This is a genomic window from uncultured Roseibium sp., assembly GCF_963675095.2.
Classification (GTDB): Bacteria; Pseudomonadota; Alphaproteobacteria; order Rhizobiales; family Stappiaceae; genus Roseibium.
This window is the reverse complement of record NZ_CAXXSJ010000044.1, coordinates 38,976-54,715: the sequence shown is the minus strand read 5'-3', so window position 1 is coordinate 54,715 and position 15,740 is coordinate 38,976. Positions and strand designations below refer to the sequence as shown.

13 protein-coding genes and 1 tRNA gene are annotated in these 15,740 nt (G+C 60.2%); 10 read left to right on the top strand and 4 right to left on the bottom strand.

Annotated features, from left to right (window positions below; all coding sequences use genetic code 11):
• The first annotated feature begins 38 nt into the window (after positions 1 to 38).
• Both ABIN98_RS16255 and ABIN98_RS16250 read left to right on the top strand, forming a co-directional pair.
• A complete protein-coding gene (locus ABIN98_RS16255) occupies positions 39 to 782 on the top strand; it encodes an ABC transporter permease (protein ID WP_394701526.1) in 744 nt (247 codons plus the stop codon).
• Positions 783 to 821: 39 nt separating this feature from the next.
• Complete coding sequence (locus ABIN98_RS16250; protein WP_346911634.1) at positions 822 to 1,760, top strand: ABC transporter substrate-binding protein; 939 nt, start codon at positions 822 to 824, stop codon at positions 1,758 to 1,760.
• A gap of 71 nt (positions 1,761 to 1,831) precedes the next feature.
• On the opposite strand, the gene ABIN98_RS16245 is transcribed toward ABIN98_RS16250, so the two are convergent.
• From ABIN98_RS16245 to ABIN98_RS16235, 3 genes are all read right to left on the bottom strand, one after another.
• On the bottom strand, positions 1,832 to 4,069 hold the full coding sequence (locus ABIN98_RS16245) for an adenylate/guanylate cyclase domain-containing protein (RefSeq protein ID WP_346911633.1): 2,238 nt from the start codon (positions 4,067 to 4,069) through the stop codon (positions 1,832 to 1,834).
• 150 nt (positions 4,070 to 4,219) lie between these two features.
• Positions 4,220 to 5,104 (bottom strand): RNA polymerase sigma factor RpoH, encoded by an 885-nt coding sequence (gene rpoH / locus ABIN98_RS16240; RefSeq protein WP_346911632.1) that lies wholly within the window; start codon positions 5,102 to 5,104, stop codon positions 4,220 to 4,222.
• A gap of 187 nt (positions 5,105 to 5,291) precedes the next feature.
• The gene (locus ABIN98_RS16235; RefSeq protein WP_346911631.1) at positions 5,292 to 6,317 is read right to left on the bottom strand and encodes an RluA family pseudouridine synthase; all 1,026 of its coding nucleotides are present in this window, start codon (positions 6,315 to 6,317) and stop codon (positions 5,292 to 5,294) included.
• Here ABIN98_RS16235 and ABIN98_RS16230 point away from each other — a divergent pair.
• From ABIN98_RS16230 to ABIN98_RS16220, 3 genes are all read left to right on the top strand, one after another.
• Complete coding sequence (locus ABIN98_RS16230; protein ID WP_346911630.1) at positions 6,316 to 6,672, top strand: hypothetical protein; 357 nt, start codon at positions 6,316 to 6,318, stop codon at positions 6,670 to 6,672. The two genes, ABIN98_RS16235 and ABIN98_RS16230, sit on opposite strands and share 2 nt — an antisense overlap.
• A 111-nt stretch (positions 6,673 to 6,783) precedes the next feature.
• Positions 6,784 to 6,859: transfer RNA gene (locus ABIN98_RS16225), tRNA-Glu, on the top strand.
• Positions 6,860 to 7,299: 440 nt separating this feature from the next.
• Positions 7,300 to 9,000: an enterochelin esterase domain-containing protein gene (locus tag ABIN98_RS16220; RefSeq protein ID WP_346911629.1), complete on the top strand. Its 1,701-nt coding sequence runs from the start codon at positions 7,300 to 7,302 to the stop codon at positions 8,998 to 9,000.
• 24 nt (positions 9,001 to 9,024) lie between these two features.
• On the opposite strand, the gene ABIN98_RS16215 is transcribed toward ABIN98_RS16220, so the two are convergent.
• Positions 9,025 to 9,993, bottom strand: a complete 969-nt coding sequence (locus tag ABIN98_RS16215) for an AraC family transcriptional regulator (protein ID WP_346911628.1) — start codon at positions 9,991 to 9,993, stop codon at positions 9,025 to 9,027.
• A gap of 315 nt (positions 9,994 to 10,308) precedes the next feature.
• Between ABIN98_RS16215 and ABIN98_RS16210 the strand changes: the two genes are divergently transcribed.
• The 5 genes from ABIN98_RS16210 to ABIN98_RS16190 all read left to right on the top strand — a co-directional run bounded on the left by ABIN98_RS16210 (position 10,309) and on the right by ABIN98_RS16190 (position 15,735).
• Positions 10,309 to 12,330: a TonB-dependent receptor domain-containing protein gene (locus ABIN98_RS16210; protein ID WP_346911627.1), complete on the top strand. Its 2,022-nt coding sequence runs from the start codon at positions 10,309 to 10,311 to the stop codon at positions 12,328 to 12,330.
• 78 nt (positions 12,331 to 12,408) lie between these two features.
• Complete coding sequence (locus ABIN98_RS16205; RefSeq protein WP_346911626.1) at positions 12,409 to 12,732, top strand: DUF2218 domain-containing protein; 324 nt, start codon at positions 12,409 to 12,411, stop codon at positions 12,730 to 12,732.
• Positions 12,733 to 12,737: 5 nt separating this feature from the next.
• Positions 12,738 to 13,859, top strand: a complete 1,122-nt coding sequence (locus tag ABIN98_RS16200; RefSeq protein ID WP_346911625.1) for an ABC transporter substrate-binding protein — start codon at positions 12,738 to 12,740, stop codon at positions 13,857 to 13,859.
• Positions 13,856 to 14,938, top strand: coding sequence for an iron ABC transporter permease (locus ABIN98_RS16195; RefSeq protein ID WP_346911624.1), 1,083 nt, complete (start codon positions 13,856 to 13,858; stop codon positions 14,936 to 14,938). Before ABIN98_RS16200 ends, ABIN98_RS16195 begins: the two co-directional genes overlap by 4 nt.
• Complete coding sequence (locus ABIN98_RS16190) at positions 14,929 to 15,735, top strand: ABC transporter ATP-binding protein (protein WP_346911623.1); 807 nt, start codon at positions 14,929 to 14,931, stop codon at positions 15,733 to 15,735. Before ABIN98_RS16195 ends, ABIN98_RS16190 begins: the two co-directional genes overlap by 10 nt.
• Positions 15,736 to 15,740: the final 5 nt, after the last annotated feature.

Here is a 15,740-nt window from a genome sequence, read left to right as displayed (position 1 = left end):
TCCGATCTCTGCCGGGAGGTTTCGCGATGCGGGACCTGATGCGAAAGGTGTTGCGCGTTCTGATCGGCCTTGTCGTGGCCGTGATCGGCTGGTCCGCACTGGTCCGGCTGCTCGACATCCAGCCCTTCATGCTGCCCGGACCGGAACGGGTTGCGCTGGCCTTCCAGAAGCAGGGCGGCTTCCTGCTGTACCATGCCGCAATCACCGCCTACGAAACGCTGCTCGGCTTTGTCGCAGGCGTTATTGCCGGCGCCACTCTTGCCGTCCTTATGTGGCTTTCTCCGCTTGCCCGGCGGGCCATGCTGCCGACCATTCTGGTGACCCAGGCTTTACCGGTCTTCGCCATTGCGCCGATCCTGGTCCTTTGGCTCGGTTTCGGCTTGTCCTCGAAGATCGTGATGGCGGTACTCGTCATCTTTTTTGCCGTGACGTCCACATTCTTCGACGGGCTGCGACGGGCCGATGAAGGTCTCATCGACCTGGCCCGGCTTTATCGGGTTTCCCGGCTGAAGGAGCTCGTTTATTTCCGTATCCCCGCCGGACTGCCGGCGCTCGCCTCCGGTATCCGGATTGCCGCGGTTTTCGCTCCGATCGGCGCCATCGTCGGCGAGTGGGTCGGAGCCAAGGGCGGGCTCGCCTTCATCATGCTCCAGAGCAACGCGCGCATGCAGACCGATGTCATGTTCGCGGCGCTGCTTCTACTCGCGCTAATGGTGCTGATTTTACGTTTTTCCGTCGACCGCCTCACCCGCCGCCTGGTTCCCTGGCAGGTCGAGGACTGACCGGACCAACTCGCTCTCACAATCTCCAAGGAGGACTGAATGAAAAAAATAGCGCTCTGGTCGTTTGCGGCCATGCTGATGACCGCAATGCCGGCTCATGCAAACGACAAGCTGACCGTGTTGCTCGACTGGTTCGTCAATCCGGATCATGCGCCGGTGATCACGGCGCAGACCATGGGCTTCTTCGAAAAGGAAGGCCTCGACGTCGAGTTGATCGAACCGGCGGATCCCGCCATGCCGCCGAAGCTCGTTGCCGCCGGTCAGGGTGACATCGCCGTCTCCTATCAGCAGACCCTGCATGCCCAGATCGACGAAGGCCTGCCGCTGAAGTGGATCGGCACCCTGGTCGCAACCCCGCTCAATGCGTTGATTGTCCTGAAGGACGGCCCGATCCAGACGCTTGAGGACCTGAAGGGAAAGAAGATCGGCTTCTCCGTGTCCGGTTTTGAGGATGCCATGCTCGGCCAGATGCTGAAATCGGTGGGTCTGACCGTGTCCGACGTGGAACTGATCAACGTCAACTTCGCCCTTTCACCGGCCCTTCTGTCCGGTCAGGTCGATGCAGTCATCGGCGGTTATCGGAATTTCGAGCTGACCCAGATCGAACTCGAGGGCAAGGCCGGCAAGGCCTTCTATCCGGAAGAGCATGGGATGCCGGTGTTCGATGAGCTGATCTATGTGGTTCACAAGGATAAGACGGACGATCCCCGTTACGCCCGCTTTCTGGCAGCCGTCGAAGAGGCAACCATCTTTCTGACCAACCATCCGGACGAGGCCTGGGCGGCCTTCATCAAGGCCTACCCGAACCTGGATGACGAGCTGAACAAGCGGGCTTGGGCGGATACTCTGCCGCGGTTCGCAAAGCGTCCGGCGGCGCTCGACGAGGGCCGGTATCAGCGGTTCGCGGAGTTCATGGCCGAAAACAAGCTGATCAAGAAGGTCGTGCCGGTCGACACCTATGCGGTGGAAATCCGCTGACGGGAGCATAAGCCGATGAATCGGCTCTTAGTGCGCCTGGTAGCTTGCCTTCCATGCGAAGGTGGAAGGCTCTACTGGGCGGCATCGCCGGCCGGTACCGGCGCGGGAGCGGCCAGCGCGGCAATACGGTCTGCGAACCGGTCGTAGAATTGCTGGAGCTGTTCGGGAGCTGCGCCCCTGCACTCGTTCAAAAGACGCTCCGCCCGTCTCGGATTTGCGTTGCGCAGGGCCTCGACAAGATCCTCGTGCAGCCGGCTGAGTTTCCGGAAGCCTTCCGAGTTCCTCAGGCTTTCGCTGCCGACGAGCGCGAACAGCCGAACCGCTTCCGATTTCCCTTTCAGGGGGATCTCGCCGGCTTCCAGATAGGCGAATTCGGGCGCTTCTTTCCGGGTTTCGTCCGAGACCAGCAATTCCGCGCCGACGGCCTTGCAGCTGGATTCGATCCGCGACGCGACGTTTACAGCATCGCCGATCACCGAATAGTTGAACCGCTTGTCGGAGCCCATGTTGCCGACGCAAGCCTCGCCGCTGTTCAAACCGATGCCTATCTGGACCGTTTGCGTTTTCAGCTTGCGTGCCTTGAAGCCGAAGGCGTCGGCGTCGTTCAGCCGGTCGACGGTGGCAAGCATGTCGAGGGCAGCCCTGCAGGCGTGGCTGGCATGGGCCTCGATCATCAGCGGTGCGTTCCAGAAGGCCATGATGCTGTCGCCGATATATTTGTCGATGGTGCCCTGTTCGGCCTGGATGGCGTCCGACAGCGGCGACAGAAGCGTGTTCAGGAAACTGACCAGCTCCGTCGGTGTCAGTTGTTCGGAAATCGGGGTAAAGCCGCGGATGTCCATGAACAGGATCGTCATCGGCCGCATTTCCCCGCCGAGCACAAGCTGTTCCGGAGACTTCTCCAGCTGGGTGACCAGGTCGGGCGACAGATACTGGCTGAAGGCCTGGCGGACGAAGCGCTTTTCCCGCTCGGTGAGGAAATAGAGCAGGGCTGTCGTGACCGCGAAGATCATGAAGATGGCAAAGCTCGGGTAGATCGGGTCGATCAGCAGGCCTTCCTTGAGGAAGAAATAATAGGACCCTCCGATCATGGCCGCGGCGGCGCCGGCGCCGAGAAACCCGGTGCCGATGGCGCCGATCATCGGAAGGGTCAGGATCACGAGAAAACCGACGCCGAAGGTCGCAAGCGTTTCGGCCCCGTCCGCCCAGTCGGGCCGGGTCAGATAGTTACCGTTGATGATCTGCTCGATTGCCTGCGCATGGATCATCACGCCCGGAACCAGTTCGCCCAGAGGCGTGGCCCTGATGTCGCGCAGGCCGGCCGCGGAGGTGCCGACAAAGACGATCTGCCCCTCGACCAGCGGCGCGACGTCGGCGCGTTTTTCCGGATCCAGAAGGTCCTTGACCGAAACGTATCGCTCCGAACGTTCGTGGTCGAAATAGATCCACATTTCTCCATCCGCCGTGGTGGGAACCGAGAATGCGCCAATCTTTACATCGGTGATGGCCGAGTTGCCGGTATCGGTCTGGCCGCTGGCGCCGGTGGTTCTGACCAGCAGTCCTCTCGCGCCCTGGGCGACCCTGAGGGCCTCGACGCCCAGGGCCGGGTAAAGCTTTGTTCCGTCGGAAAACAGCAATGGCGCGCGCCGGACGACGCCACTTTGGTCCTTTGCCGACAGCGAGATGCCGCCGACGCCGCTGGCTTCGTTTTCGAGAATTTCAAGACTGGGCAGAGCGGAAGGAAACGCAGGCAGGATCTTTACCGGATCGGTGCCGCCGAAGGCGAAGCCGCTCTTGCCGGCCGGTGAGCGGCCTGCGGCATCCCGGCGAGCGGCAAAACCCAGGACCGACGGGGATTGCGCCAGGGCTTCGGCAAATTTTTCATCGTTGTCGGGGAGCCGGTCCAGCAGGGCCTTCAACGCCTCAGGATCCTGGCCGTCCTCAAGGGAGAGCGATTCGGTAATGCGCGTCGGGGAGGTGCGGTCCGGCTCGCTGAAGACGATATCGAAGGCGATGACGGCAGCACCCATCTCGGTCAGCGTCGTGACCAATTCGGCCAGCCGGGTGCGCGGCCAGGGCCATTGGCCGTATTTTTCGATGGAGGCTTCGTCGATGTCCGCCACGCGCACCGGTGCCGCGGCATAGGGGCGGGGGCTGAAACGCTGGTAGTAGTCGAAGGTCAGTTCGCGGACGGCCGTCAGGAAATCCGGGTTCACCGCCCGCAACCCGGTCGCGGCGAACAGTCCTAGAACCGCCGCTACAGCAACCAGTGTCCGTTTTCCGGTCAGTCGCTTGACGATCCCACGCATGAATCGGCCTCCCCCCGTCGCTACGAAACCAGCCTATTAGCGGTGCGGAGGGCCTGCAAGTGCGGGTGTCCGGGGAGGGGCATAGGCACACGAAAAAGGCGCCGGAACGGATCGTTCCGGCGCCTGACGGATCGTCTGGGAGGTTTTGACTTATGCGGTCGGCCGTTCCATTGCCTTTGCGCTGGTCTGGACGGCCTTCTGCACCTTTTCAAAGGCGCGGACCTCTATCTGGCGGACGCGCTCACGGCTGACGCCGAATTCGCCCGACAGGTCTTCAAGGGTCATCGGATCGTCGGACAGCCGGCGGGCTTCGAAGATCCGGCGTTCGCGGTCGTTCAGGACGTCCATGGCATTGCTCAGGAGCTTGCGGCGCATGTCCAGCTCTTCCTGATTGGCGAGCAAGGTTTCCTGGCTGTCGCTTTCATCGACGAGCCAGTCCTGCCATTCACCGGCGTCTGCCTCGGCGCGCACCGGCGCATTCAGGCTGGCGTCGCCGCTGAGGCGCCGGTTCATGGAGACCACTTCTTCCTCGCTCACGCCGAGCGTGGTCGCGATCTGCTGGACCTGATCCGGCTTCAGGTCGCCCTCATCGAGAGCCTGGATCTTGCCTTTCAGGCGGCGCAGGTTGAAGAACAGCCGCTTCTGGTTGGCGGTCGTGCCCATTTTGACGAGCGACCACGAGCGCAGGATGTATTCCTGGATCGCGGCCTTGATCCACCACATGGCGTAGGTCGCCAGACGGAAGCCCTTGTCGGGCTCAAACCGCTTGACCGCCTGCATCAGGCCGACATTGCCTTCGGAGACGACTTCGCCAATGGGCAGGCCGTAGCCGCGGTAACCCATGGCGATTTTCGCTACAAGACGAAGGTGGGAATTGACCAGCCGCTCGGCGGCTTCAGGGTCATCGTGCTCCTTGTACCGCTTGGCGAGCATGTACTCTTCCTGCGGCTGAAGCATCGGAAACTTGCGAATTTCGTCGAGGTAGCGGCTGAGTCCGCCTTCCCCGGCAGTAAGCATCGGTACATTCTGGGCCATTTTCTGCGCCCCCTTTCTCCCGTCGCTGCGCTCCCTTTCCTTTCCGGTGGCAAACAGTCCCCCTGTCTTGCCGGGGTCCGGACTCAAAGGCAAACGCTCAAATTCAGGCGCCCGGATCTCGGCGCGCCCGTAAGGTAAATATAAGTAGGATTACGCCATTTACATGGCCTGAAAGAGGAACAGGAATCTAAAATTTTCGTAATGCAAGCAAAAGCTCATTGAAATCAGCTGGATAGCTGCTCTCAAACCGCATGGTTTCGCCCGTTATGGGATGGGCGAAAGCCAGCAATCCCGCGTGCAGGGCCTGCCGGGAGAAGCCCGCGACCACGCCTTTCAAAGGCTCCGGCAGGCGGTTGATTTTCGTTTTGAAGCCCGCGCCGTAGTCATCATCGCCGACCAGGGGATGACCGATATGGGCCATATGCACGCGGATCTGGTGCGTGCGGCCCGTCTCCAGCCGGCATTCGATCAGCGAGGCGACGGCCGGTTCGCCTTCCGGGCCGAACCGCTCCTTCACCTGCCAGTGGGTGATGGCGTGTCGGCCGCTGGTCTTCACCACCGCGATCTTCTGGCGGTTGGCCTGGGAGCGGGCGAGGTTGGCATCGACCGTCCCCTTCAGGCTCGAAGGCGCGCCCCAGACGATGGCCGCATAGGCCCGTTCCAGCGGACCGGTCTTGCCGTGGTCTGCGAATTGGGCGGAGAGGCCCTGATGGGCCTGATCGGTCTTGGCCACGACCAGCAGGCCGCTGGTGTCCTTGTCGATGCGGTGCACGATGCCGGGGCGCTTGACGCCGCCGACGCCGGACAGGCTGTCGCCGCAATGGTGGATCAGCGCATTGACCAGCGTTCCCGTCCAGTTGCCGGGGCCGGGATGGACCACAAGGCCTGCGGGTTTGTCGATGACGATCAGGTGTTCGTCCTCGTAGACGATGGTAAGCGGGATATCTTCGCCCTGCGGCTCCGGGTCCTCCGGTTCCGGCAGGCTGAGGGTCAGGACCTCGCCCTCGTTGACCCGGTATTTCGGCTCCACTATCTTGCGCCCGCCCGCGGTGACGTCGCCGGACTTGATCAATGCCTGGATCCGGTTCCGGCTCAAGGTGTCCAGTCGGCTTGCCAAGACGGCATCGAGGCGTTTACCGGCGTCATCGGCTTCAACCTGATATGTGAAATCCGATCCGAATTCGGTCGGATCTTCCGGAGTACCATCATTCATGACTCAACCTGAGTTCAACGACCAAGGCAACGAGGAAAAGCCGCTCGATCCGGCAGTAGAGCGCGTGCAGATCAAGCTGAAGCGCCTTCTTGCGGGATCGTCCCTGGTCATGCTTGCGGGATTTATCGCTGTCTTCGCAGCAATTTTCTACAAGATCAACTCCTCCAGCAAGCAAGTCGACGCGGCATCGATCGCCAGGACGATCGCGATCGGCGCCAATGCCACGGTCGAAAGCGTCGATTGGGTCGACGGACGGATGATGGTCGTCATTCGCGAAAACGGCACCACGGCCCTGTTGCAGGTCGATCCGTCCACAGGCCGCGTGCTCGGTCGCACGGATTTCGTGGCGCAATAAGGCGGATTTCCGCCAATTGAAAGGAGCCGGCAAAAAAGGGGCTTGCCCAAATTTCAAAGGCCCCTTATATGCTCGCTTCTCGGTTCGGGGCGCTTGTTCGCCCGAACCTGGGCGCCCATCGTCTAGCGGTCTAGGACGCCGCCCTTTCACGGCGGAAACACGGGTTCGAGTCCCGTTGGGCGTGCCAACTTTTCCTTGCGCTACCGGCCTTTGGCCTACTTGAGCGCGGGTTTTTAGCGCTACCGGCCTTCGGCCTGCTTGAGCGCTGGTTCTTAGCGCTACCGGCTTTCGGCCTACTTGAGCGCGGGTTCCCACAGCTTCAGAGACTTCTATTGTGCGACCGGCCTTGGCCCGCTGGAAGGTCTCGACCTCTGAGCTGGCGTTCGTTATATCGAAGAGAGCACGGATCAAAACAATGATCTGATCGTTCGGGGCGCCACGCTTCCGGACGGCATGGCCAGCTGCGACTTCGAAGCCGCTTCAGACAAATCTGACGGTGTCATACTCCAGGTCAACGCCAGCAGTCTTCCTAACAATCCAACACCGCGAGCTGCGCATCCCGCTATGCCTGCCAGGCTGTCCCTGGCCGGACCGTGACCGCCAGCCTGAAAGACACCTGGTATGAGAATGGCACGACTTTCAAAGAAATTTTCCGGCCTGGCCCTGTGCCTCCTCCTGAGTGCGCTGGGTTCGCTCTGTCCGCTTTTTCCCGTCCTTCCGGCCCAGGCTGCACAGGAGAAAACCCGTCTTGACGACAAAGCTGACATGACCCTGATCGAACACCTGTCGGATGGACAGGAGAACGTTTCCTGGAAAGGGAAAGCCGGCGAAGACAAAGGGGCGGCCCGGCTGCCCCTCGATCTTGACGCCGGCACCTATGTCGCCGGCCAGGTTCCCCAGGCCGGTGATACCCTGGTTCTGGAACTCATCGATGCGGACGGAAAACTGCTGCGCCGGTTGATCGGTCCTGAAAGCGACCGCAAAAGCTTCAATATCCTGATCACGGAGGATGCCAGGTACATTACGGCCTCCAGCGTGAGGGGGGAGACGGACTTCACGGTGGAAATCACCCAGAACGTGATGCCCTTGCTCGAGCAGCAGGACACGGGTTCCTCCCCTCTTATGAGCCCGAAACTCGGAGACTTGCAGCAAACTCTGAAAGACGGCGGTACCGCCGACGCTTTCTGGCAGGCGATTTCGGAGACCGGTACTCCGATGGTCGAACCGGGACCGGACGGCGATTACATCGTGACGTTCCTTTATCGGGGCGCCCGGCAGAATGTCAGGATCATGGGAGCGCCTTCGGCGAACCATGATTGGATGTCGCATCTTGACGGTTCCGATATCTGGTACCGCAGCTACCGGGTTCCTGCCGAGACCCGGCTTTCCTATCGGCTTGCCCCGGACGTTCCGGACGTGCCCGGCTCTTTCTGGCAGAAGCGGGTCGCAATCCTGGCAACCGCACAACAGGACCCTTTGAACAAGCGTTCCTGGCCGGCCGATGCGCTCGACAAGTTCAGCACAAAGTCCGTTCTGGAACTGCCGAAGGCTCCCGAACAACCCTTTGTGGTGCCTCGCGACAGTGCCTCCGGCAGTATCGAAAGTTTCGATTTTTCGAGTGAGGACCTCGGCAACAGCCGCAAGATCACCCTTTACAAACCGGCAGGATTCAAGCCTGACGATCCTGACACGTTGCTGCTGGTTCTGTTTGACAGCACGCCCTATCAGGTGGACGTGCCGACGCCGGTCATCCTGGACAATATGCACGCCGACGGTGTTTTGCCTCAGACCGTTGCCGTCCTGATCGCCAATCCCGACCTCAAGTCGAGATCCCGTGAGTTGCCGGACAACAAGGCCTTCTCGAAAGCCGTCGCCCGGGAAATCCTTCCCCGAGCCCAAAAGCTGCTTGGTGTGAGGGTATCCCCGGAAAGAACGATCCTGGCCGGCTCCAGCTACGGTGGCCTGGCATCCACCCGCATCGCGCTGGAGTATCCGGACGTCTTCGGCAACGTCATATCGCTTTCAGGATCCTACTGGTGGAACCCCAAGGGAACACCCGGCAAGGATCAGGAATACACGGCCGGACGCGTCGCCTCGCAGGAAAAGCAGCCGGTTCGGTTCTTCCTGGCCACAGGTCTCTTCGAAAGAGGGCAGGACGGTTCGCCCGACATCCTGGCGACCAACCGGCATTTGCGCACGGTCATGGAAGCCAGGGGCTATGACGTCACCTTCAGAGAGTATGCGGCCTCGCATGACTACATCTACTGGCAAGGTGCCCTGTCGGACGGTCTTCTGGCCCTCTTCGGCCAAGACAATATGAAAGACTAGATGTGAGTTTTGGGTGAGTGCCCTTCAGCGCTCCTGAAGGGCACTCGGCGTCATGCCGAAACACCGCTTGAACGCTGTCGTGAAATTCGCCTGGCTCGAGTATCCGGCGATGTAGGCGGCTTCGGCGATCGTCACCTTGTCCCGCTCAAGCGCGGTGCGCGCTTTTTCCAGCATGTACCAGCGAATGTAGCGGGAGGTCGAAAGACCCACCGCATTGGTGAGAAGCCTGTGCAGGGTGTTCGGGCTCAGTCCGACCCCGACCGCCAGCTCATCACCCGTCACCAGCCGGCCGGAATGGGCGTTGAGATATTCCTCCACCGACTGCATGCGCTGCCGGTCCTGCGGCCTCAGATGGCCGGGATACTGGCTCAGCTCCGGCTGGCAAAGCTGACGGAAGCCCTCCTCGACAAGGCCGATGACACGGCTTTCGATGTAAAGACTGGACAGCAGATCGGATTCCATCCGGGTGTTGACGATCTGCTCCGCAAGGCCCACGGCATGGGCACTCGGTCGCCATGTCCGGTTCGCCAGATGAGCTTTCGTGAAGGACAGAACGTTGGAAAATTCCGCTCCCCCGATGCCGGCAAACTTGTTGAGCCAGGCATGGGTAATGGAGATCGTCACCTTTTTCAGGCACACACCGCGGCGGGCATAGCGGATGAATTTTTCCGACTGGGTCTGCGCATAGATCGTGGCAATCGGGTCCCAGCGCTGCTCGGCAGCATTGAGTGTCGGCATGGGAATGCGGAAAGGGCCGATCCACGCCTCCACAGCCCCTTCAAGAAAGACGGCAACATTCAGCCGCGGGCCGCATTCGGTCTCGATCTTCAGGTCATGCAGGTCTTCGGCGTTGGAATAATGGACGGACAGGCCTTCCTGCAGTTTCAGAAACCCGATGTTGCCTCTGAGAACGTGATCGTTGTTCTCGAGCGGAGGATCGATCCAGCGAACCGGACGCGCAGCCTTATCGGTCGCAAGTTGCTGCTTGGTCACATAGAGGTTCTTGCACGCGGCCTGAACAAACACAGATATACCCGTCTTTCCGTAAAGCTGCCTCGGATTCCGTTGCGGAAATCCCTTCTAAATCAGGATCCTACGATTAATTCGCGGCAACGTCCCGGCAACAAGCCGCTTCGCTGAAATCGCAAAAAAGATTGGCGCATTGACAAAACCTTAACAGGTTGCTCTCGCCAGCCACTCCCTTGTATCCAATACATGAGTTCTTCAGTCAAGTTTATTGACTGGACGAATTGTCGTGGGCTATGGATCGGCAGCCTTGGGACGCCGGTTCAAGGTATGGGGTATTTGATGAGTATTGACGCAAGGCGGTTTGCCATTCTCCTGAGTACGGTCAGCACCGTTTGTCTGGGCGCGTCTTCCGCCTTCGCACAGGACGGGCAGCAACTCGAGACGGTGGTTGTTCGGGACACGGCGGGCGAGGATAGCAAATCGCTGGAAACCGATGTCGTGATCACGCGCGAGGATATCACGCGTGATCAGCCGGCCGATCTGAAACAGCTTTTCTCCGAAACCCCATCCGTTCAGGTATCCGGCGGTTCGGCTGCATCCCAGAAAATCCTCGTGCATGGCGTGGATGATACCCTTGTGAACGTGACTGTCGACGGTGTTCGGCAGAACCAGAACATCTGGCACCACAACAGTGACTTCGGCATCGATCCGATGTTCCTGAAGGCGGTCGATGTCTATGCGGGCGTGTCCCCGGCGGACGCCGGCCCGAACGCTCTTGGCGGCAGCATCGTCTTCGAAACGATCGACGCGATGGATCTTCTGGAGAGCGGTCAGACCATCGGTGCCCTGACCAGCTTCGGCTATGACACCAATTCGCAGACCTACAAGGCAACCCAATCGGCCTACGGCGCCATGAACGGGTTTGATTTCCTTGGAGCACTTACGCGGGCCGAAGGCCAGGATTACGACGACGGCGACGGCAATACCGAAATCGGCACCGCCGTCGATCTCTGGACCGGTCTTGCAAAGGCTTCCTATCAAAGCCAGGAAGGCCATCGCTTCTCGCTCTCGGGCGACTATTACAGCGACACCGGCATCCGCCGCCAGCGCGTCAACATACGCGAGGTCACCCGCGGTGGCTTGCCGACCGGCAACGTCACCCTCTCCGACCAGATAATGAGCCGCTATTCAACGGTGTTCAAATACACCAATGAGAAGGCGGACGGGCTCTTCGATCCGGAAGTCCTGATCTACTTCAATCAGAATGAACTCGACATCTCCAAACTGGACGGTACTTACGGCCGGGGCTTCTTCAAGAGCACCTACCAGTCTGTCGGCGGCCATGTGCAGAACACGTTCAACTTCTCCATGGGCAGCGTGACGACCGGTGTCGATTTCTACAACGACAACACCGAGATCGGCCGCGACCCGACCAGCAGCGGCACTGTCGAGTATATCGATGAGACCGTGACCAACATCGGGGCTTACACCCAGGCTCGGCTGAACCTGTTCGAGCAGGTCGAACTGTCAACCGGTCTGCGCGCCGACTTCCAGAATTATGATTCGGTCGACAACAAGACTTTCGACAACTTCGGCCTGTCTCCGAACATCACGCTGGCCTATGAAATCATCGATGGCCTGCGGGCAAAGGCCGGATACAGCTATGTCTTCGGGGGCATTCCCCAGAGCGAGACCGCGCTCTTCCACGCTGCCGACTACACCTATGCCGACGATATCGAGGCCACTTACGCCCACAATGCCAAGGTCGGCCTGGAATACTCCAGCAGCGGTTTCACCGTCGGCGGCGAACTCTTCTACCTGAAGAATATCAATACGGCCGAGATAGATTTCACTGTTCGGACGGCACCTGTCGTTCGAAGTGGTCCCGACCTGACGAGCAAGGGTGTCGACCTCTACGCCCGCTATCGCGGGAACGGCCTCTATCTGAACGCCGCTTTCTCTCACGCCGATGTCGAACTGGATGGCCTCTCCGTCAATGGTGCGACCGGGGACAACCTCGGCCAGCCGGTTGGCAGCATCATTTCGCTGACCGGCGCCTACACCTTCGAGGACTGGCAACTGACGCTTGGCGCAAGCTCCGAAATCGCGCTCGAATATGAAGATTCGGACCTTACCGCCGCCGGTTTCGTCAACCCTTTGCCGGGCTATGCCGTGTTCAACACCTATGCGGAATGGAAGCCCGACTTCCTGAAATCGAAATGGACGCTGCGGGCGGAAGCCAACAATATCTTCGACGAGACCTACACCTCGCGTGGCACCTACTCCGAGAGTTCGGTCGTCACCGTGCCGCTTCAATCCCCGGGAAGGAGCTTCTACCTGACCGCTTCCGCCAAGTTCTGAGCGGCTTGAACATTTCACCTTGTCCCGCGAGCCGGCATGCCGGCTCGCTTTACGCGTAGTCAGAGACCAGCCAAGGCCATGTACATCGTTGAAACGACGGCAAAAACAGCCTCAGCCTCAAAATATCTCCAGCAGTTGTGCAAGCACTTCGCCCATAAGGTTCCGGCCACGTTCACACCGAAGGCGGGCGAAGTCGAATTTCCGTTCGGTCACTGCACCATGACCGCTGACGATGGTCAGTTGAGTATCCGTTGCAAGACTCAGAACCCCGACAACGTTCCCGTCCTCAAGGGCGTGATCGACAGTCACCTGGAACGGTTCGCGTGGCGGGAAGAGTTGAAGCTCCAATGGCAACAAAACGAACTCGCTCCCGAAACGAGCACCGGCCAGGCCGAAGGATAAATGTCATGCTGAAGACCCTTCTGACGGTTGGCGCCTCCTCCATTTTCCTCGCCCTGCAGATCTGTTCCGGCCATGCCATGGAACTGACCGATGTCGCAGGCCGCAAGGTAACCCTCGATGCGCCGGCAAAGACCATCGTTCTCGGTGATGGCCGCGTGCTGACCGTCATGGCAATGCTGGACAAGGACAACCCCGTCGAACGGGTCGATGCGCTCCTGTCGAACCTGAAACAGACCGATCCCGTCCTGATGGAGTACATGAAGGCCAGATATCCGAAGATGGCCGAGATTCCGATGGTGCTGGGTGCGGAAACAGGCGTTGCTGCGGAAGCCGTTATTGCCAAGGCTCCGGATGTGGCCATCCTGAGCATGTCGGGCCATGGACCCGGCATCGACAACAAGGAGTTCATCGACCAGCTTGAAGCCGCCGGCATTGCCGTCGTGTTCATCGATTTCCGTCAGAACCCGAAGGAAAACACCACAGCCTCCGTGGAAGTGATGGGCAAGGTGCTCGGGCGCGAGGAGGAAGCCGCCGAGTTCATCGCCTTTTACAACGAGCGAAAGCAACGGATCGTGGAGCGTCTGAAGGCGTTTGACGGAAAACGTCCGAGCGTTTTCCTGCAAGCCCACATAGGCCGTTTCAAGTGTTGCGTCGCCATGGCCCAAGGCATGCTGGGCCCGTTCGTCGACCTCGCCGGCGGCCGTAATATTTCTGCTGAGGCCGTTCCTGGACCGGTCGGCCGGCATACGCTCGAGTTTCTCCTGACCGCCAACCCGGACATCTGGATCGGTACGGCCTCCGGCACGCCGGCCGACTTCGAGGAGGGCAAGCCTTTTGCCGTTTTGGGCATGAATGTCGAAAAGGACCTTGCCTTGCGTTCTGCTCAGCGCAGTCTTGAAAGCGAAGGTCTGGAAGTCCTGGATGCGGTGAAGAACGGCAATGCCTATACGATCTGGCACGGCTTCTACAATTCGCCCTTCAACATCTATGTCCTGGAGGCCTTCGCCAAGTGGTTCCACCCGGACCTCTTCGCGGATGTCGATCCCGAAGCAACCTTCGCAGAGATCCACCGGCGCTTCCTGCCGCTTGAAAACGGCGGTCTCTATTCCGTGAAGGTGCGCCAATGACCGTACCCGGCGCAGCGCAGCAGACAGACCTGCATGAGGGGCTTTTTGAGCGGTATCGCCTGATTGCCCTTAGACGAGCGCTTGTCCTGATCGGACTTGCGATCCTGTTGGTGGTTGCCTTCCTTCTGGATATCACCGCAGGGCCCGCCGGCCTCGGCATCTCAGACATTTTCCAGAGCGTGTTTGCGCCCGGAACGCTCGAACAGCGAATGGAGATCATCATCTGGCAGGTGCGTATGCCGGATGCGCTGATCGCACTTGCGGTCGGCGCTGCGCTGAGCCTTGCCGGTGTCGAAACGCAAACGGCCCTGAACAATCCGCTTGCCAGCCCGTTCACGCTGGGGATTGCATCTTCGGCAACGCTGGGAGCCGCGTTCTTCATCGTCGTCACTCCCGCAGCCGGCACTCTCAGTCACGCCCTGCTCCTGCCCGCCTTTGCATTCGTCTTCGCCATGTGTGCCGCCTTCGCGATCCTGGCTCTGTCGGGGCTTCATGGTGGCTCGAGCAGCACCATTGTTCTTTATGGCATCGCGCTCTTCTTCCTGTGCGAGGCTCTGACCTCCTTTTTGAAATATGTCGCGAGCGCGGATGTCATTCAGCAGATCGTCTTCTGGCACATCGGCAATCTCACGCGCGCCGGCTGGACAGAAGTCGCCGTCGTCACAGCGGTCTTCCTGATGGTTTTGCCTGTCAGTTTGCGCGATGTCTGGGTTCTGACCGCTCTGCGCGGCGGTGCGGACCAGGCCGAAAGCGCAGGGCTTTCGGTGAAAAATATCCGGCTCTGGACCATGTTTCGCGTGTCAATTCTGTCCGCCGTTGCCGTCTGTTTCGTCGGCACCATAGGTTTTGTCGGCCTGGTCGGCCCTCATATCGCCCGCCTGCTGTTAGGAGAGGATCATCGCTTCCTCGTCCCGGGTGCTTGCCTCACAGGTGCGGCCCTGCTCTCTTTGGCGTCCTTTCTCTCCAAGGTCGTCGTCCCCGGCGCTATCGTTCCCGTCGGCATCATCACCTCGATCATCGGCGTGCCGGTGTTCTTGTTCCTGATTTCCTGGAAAAGCGGGAACACCTCATGGCGGTGATGAAGATCGACGATCTCAGCGTCACGCTCGGCAAGCGCCCGATCCTGCAGGGTATCTCCCTGCCCGAGCTGACGTCCGGACAGTTTGTCGGGCTGCTCGGCCCGAATGCTTCCGGCAAGTCCACGCTGTTGAAGACGATTGCCCTGGGCCTGCGGTACGAGGGAGCTCTCAAGGTCGCCGACCGTGAAGTTTCCCGGATCGGAAGGAAAGAGCGCAGTCTCCTGATTTCGATGATGCCCCAGACGCCTCCCATAGGCTCCACCCTGTCGCCTTTCGAACTGATGCGCAGCTATGCACGGGCAACGGAACTCGGGATGAATGACAAGGTTCTGGGCTATCGCATGGCCGAACTCTTGAACCGTCTTGGCCTGACGCCTGACGCGCACCGCCCGCTGATGGAACTTTCCGGCGGCAAGCGGCAACTTGTCGGACTGTGCCTTGCGATGATCCGGGAACCGGCTTTCCTGCTTCTGGATGAACCCACAAGCGCACTCGATCTGCGTTGGCAGCTCACCGCCCTTGATGTCGCGCGGGATTATACGCGTTCGCATAACGCGGTCGGTATCGTCGCTCTCCACGATATCAATCTGGCTCTGAGATATTGCGACACGCTGGCCGTCTTAAAGAATGGGCGCACCGCTGCCTGCGGTCGGCCGTCAGATGTCGTTACCCCGGAGCTCCTGAGCGATGTTTATGGCGTCGAGGCACGCATGGAAACCTGCAGCGCCGGTCATCCGGTCCTGATCGCGGATCGGCCAAGCACCGGAGAAATTCATCAGCAAGGCATTCCGGCCTGACCCCG

Excerpts from the sequence above, each read along its gene's own strand:
- ABIN98_RS16255 (WP_394701526.1), top strand. The coding sequence starts at position 39 with ATGCGAAAGGTGTTGCGCGTTCTGATCGGCCTTGTCGTGGCCGTGATC.
- rpoH (WP_346911632.1), bottom strand. The coding sequence starts at position 5,104 with ATGGCCCAGAATGTACCGATGCTTACTGCCGGGGAAGGCGGACTCAGC.
- ABIN98_RS16230 (WP_346911630.1), top strand. The coding sequence starts at position 6,316 with ATGACTCAACCTGAGTTCAACGACCAAGGCAACGAGGAAAAGCCGCTC.
- ABIN98_RS16210 (WP_346911627.1), top strand. The coding sequence starts at position 10,309 with ATGAGTATTGACGCAAGGCGGTTTGCCATTCTCCTGAGTACGGTCAGC.
- ABIN98_RS16195 (WP_346911624.1), top strand. The coding sequence starts at position 13,856 with ATGACCGTACCCGGCGCAGCGCAGCAGACAGACCTGCATGAGGGGCTT.
- ABIN98_RS16190 (WP_346911623.1), top strand. The coding sequence starts at position 14,929 with ATGGCGGTGATGAAGATCGACGATCTCAGCGTCACGCTCGGCAAGCGC.
- ABIN98_RS16245 (WP_346911633.1), bottom strand. The coding sequence starts at position 4,069 with ATGCGTGGGATCGTCAAGCGACTGACCGGAAAACGGACACTGGTTGCT.
- ABIN98_RS16205 (WP_346911626.1), top strand. The coding sequence starts at position 12,409 with ATGTACATCGTTGAAACGACGGCAAAAACAGCCTCAGCCTCAAAATAT.
- ABIN98_RS16200 (WP_346911625.1), top strand. The coding sequence starts at position 12,738 with ATGCTGAAGACCCTTCTGACGGTTGGCGCCTCCTCCATTTTCCTCGCC.
- ABIN98_RS16220 (WP_346911629.1), top strand. The coding sequence starts at position 7,300 with ATGGCACGACTTTCAAAGAAATTTTCCGGCCTGGCCCTGTGCCTCCTC.
- ABIN98_RS16250 (WP_346911634.1), top strand. The coding sequence starts at position 822 with ATGAAAAAAATAGCGCTCTGGTCGTTTGCGGCCATGCTGATGACCGCA.
- ABIN98_RS16235 (WP_346911631.1), bottom strand. The coding sequence starts at position 6,317 with ATGAATGATGGTACTCCGGAAGATCCGACCGAATTCGGATCGGATTTC.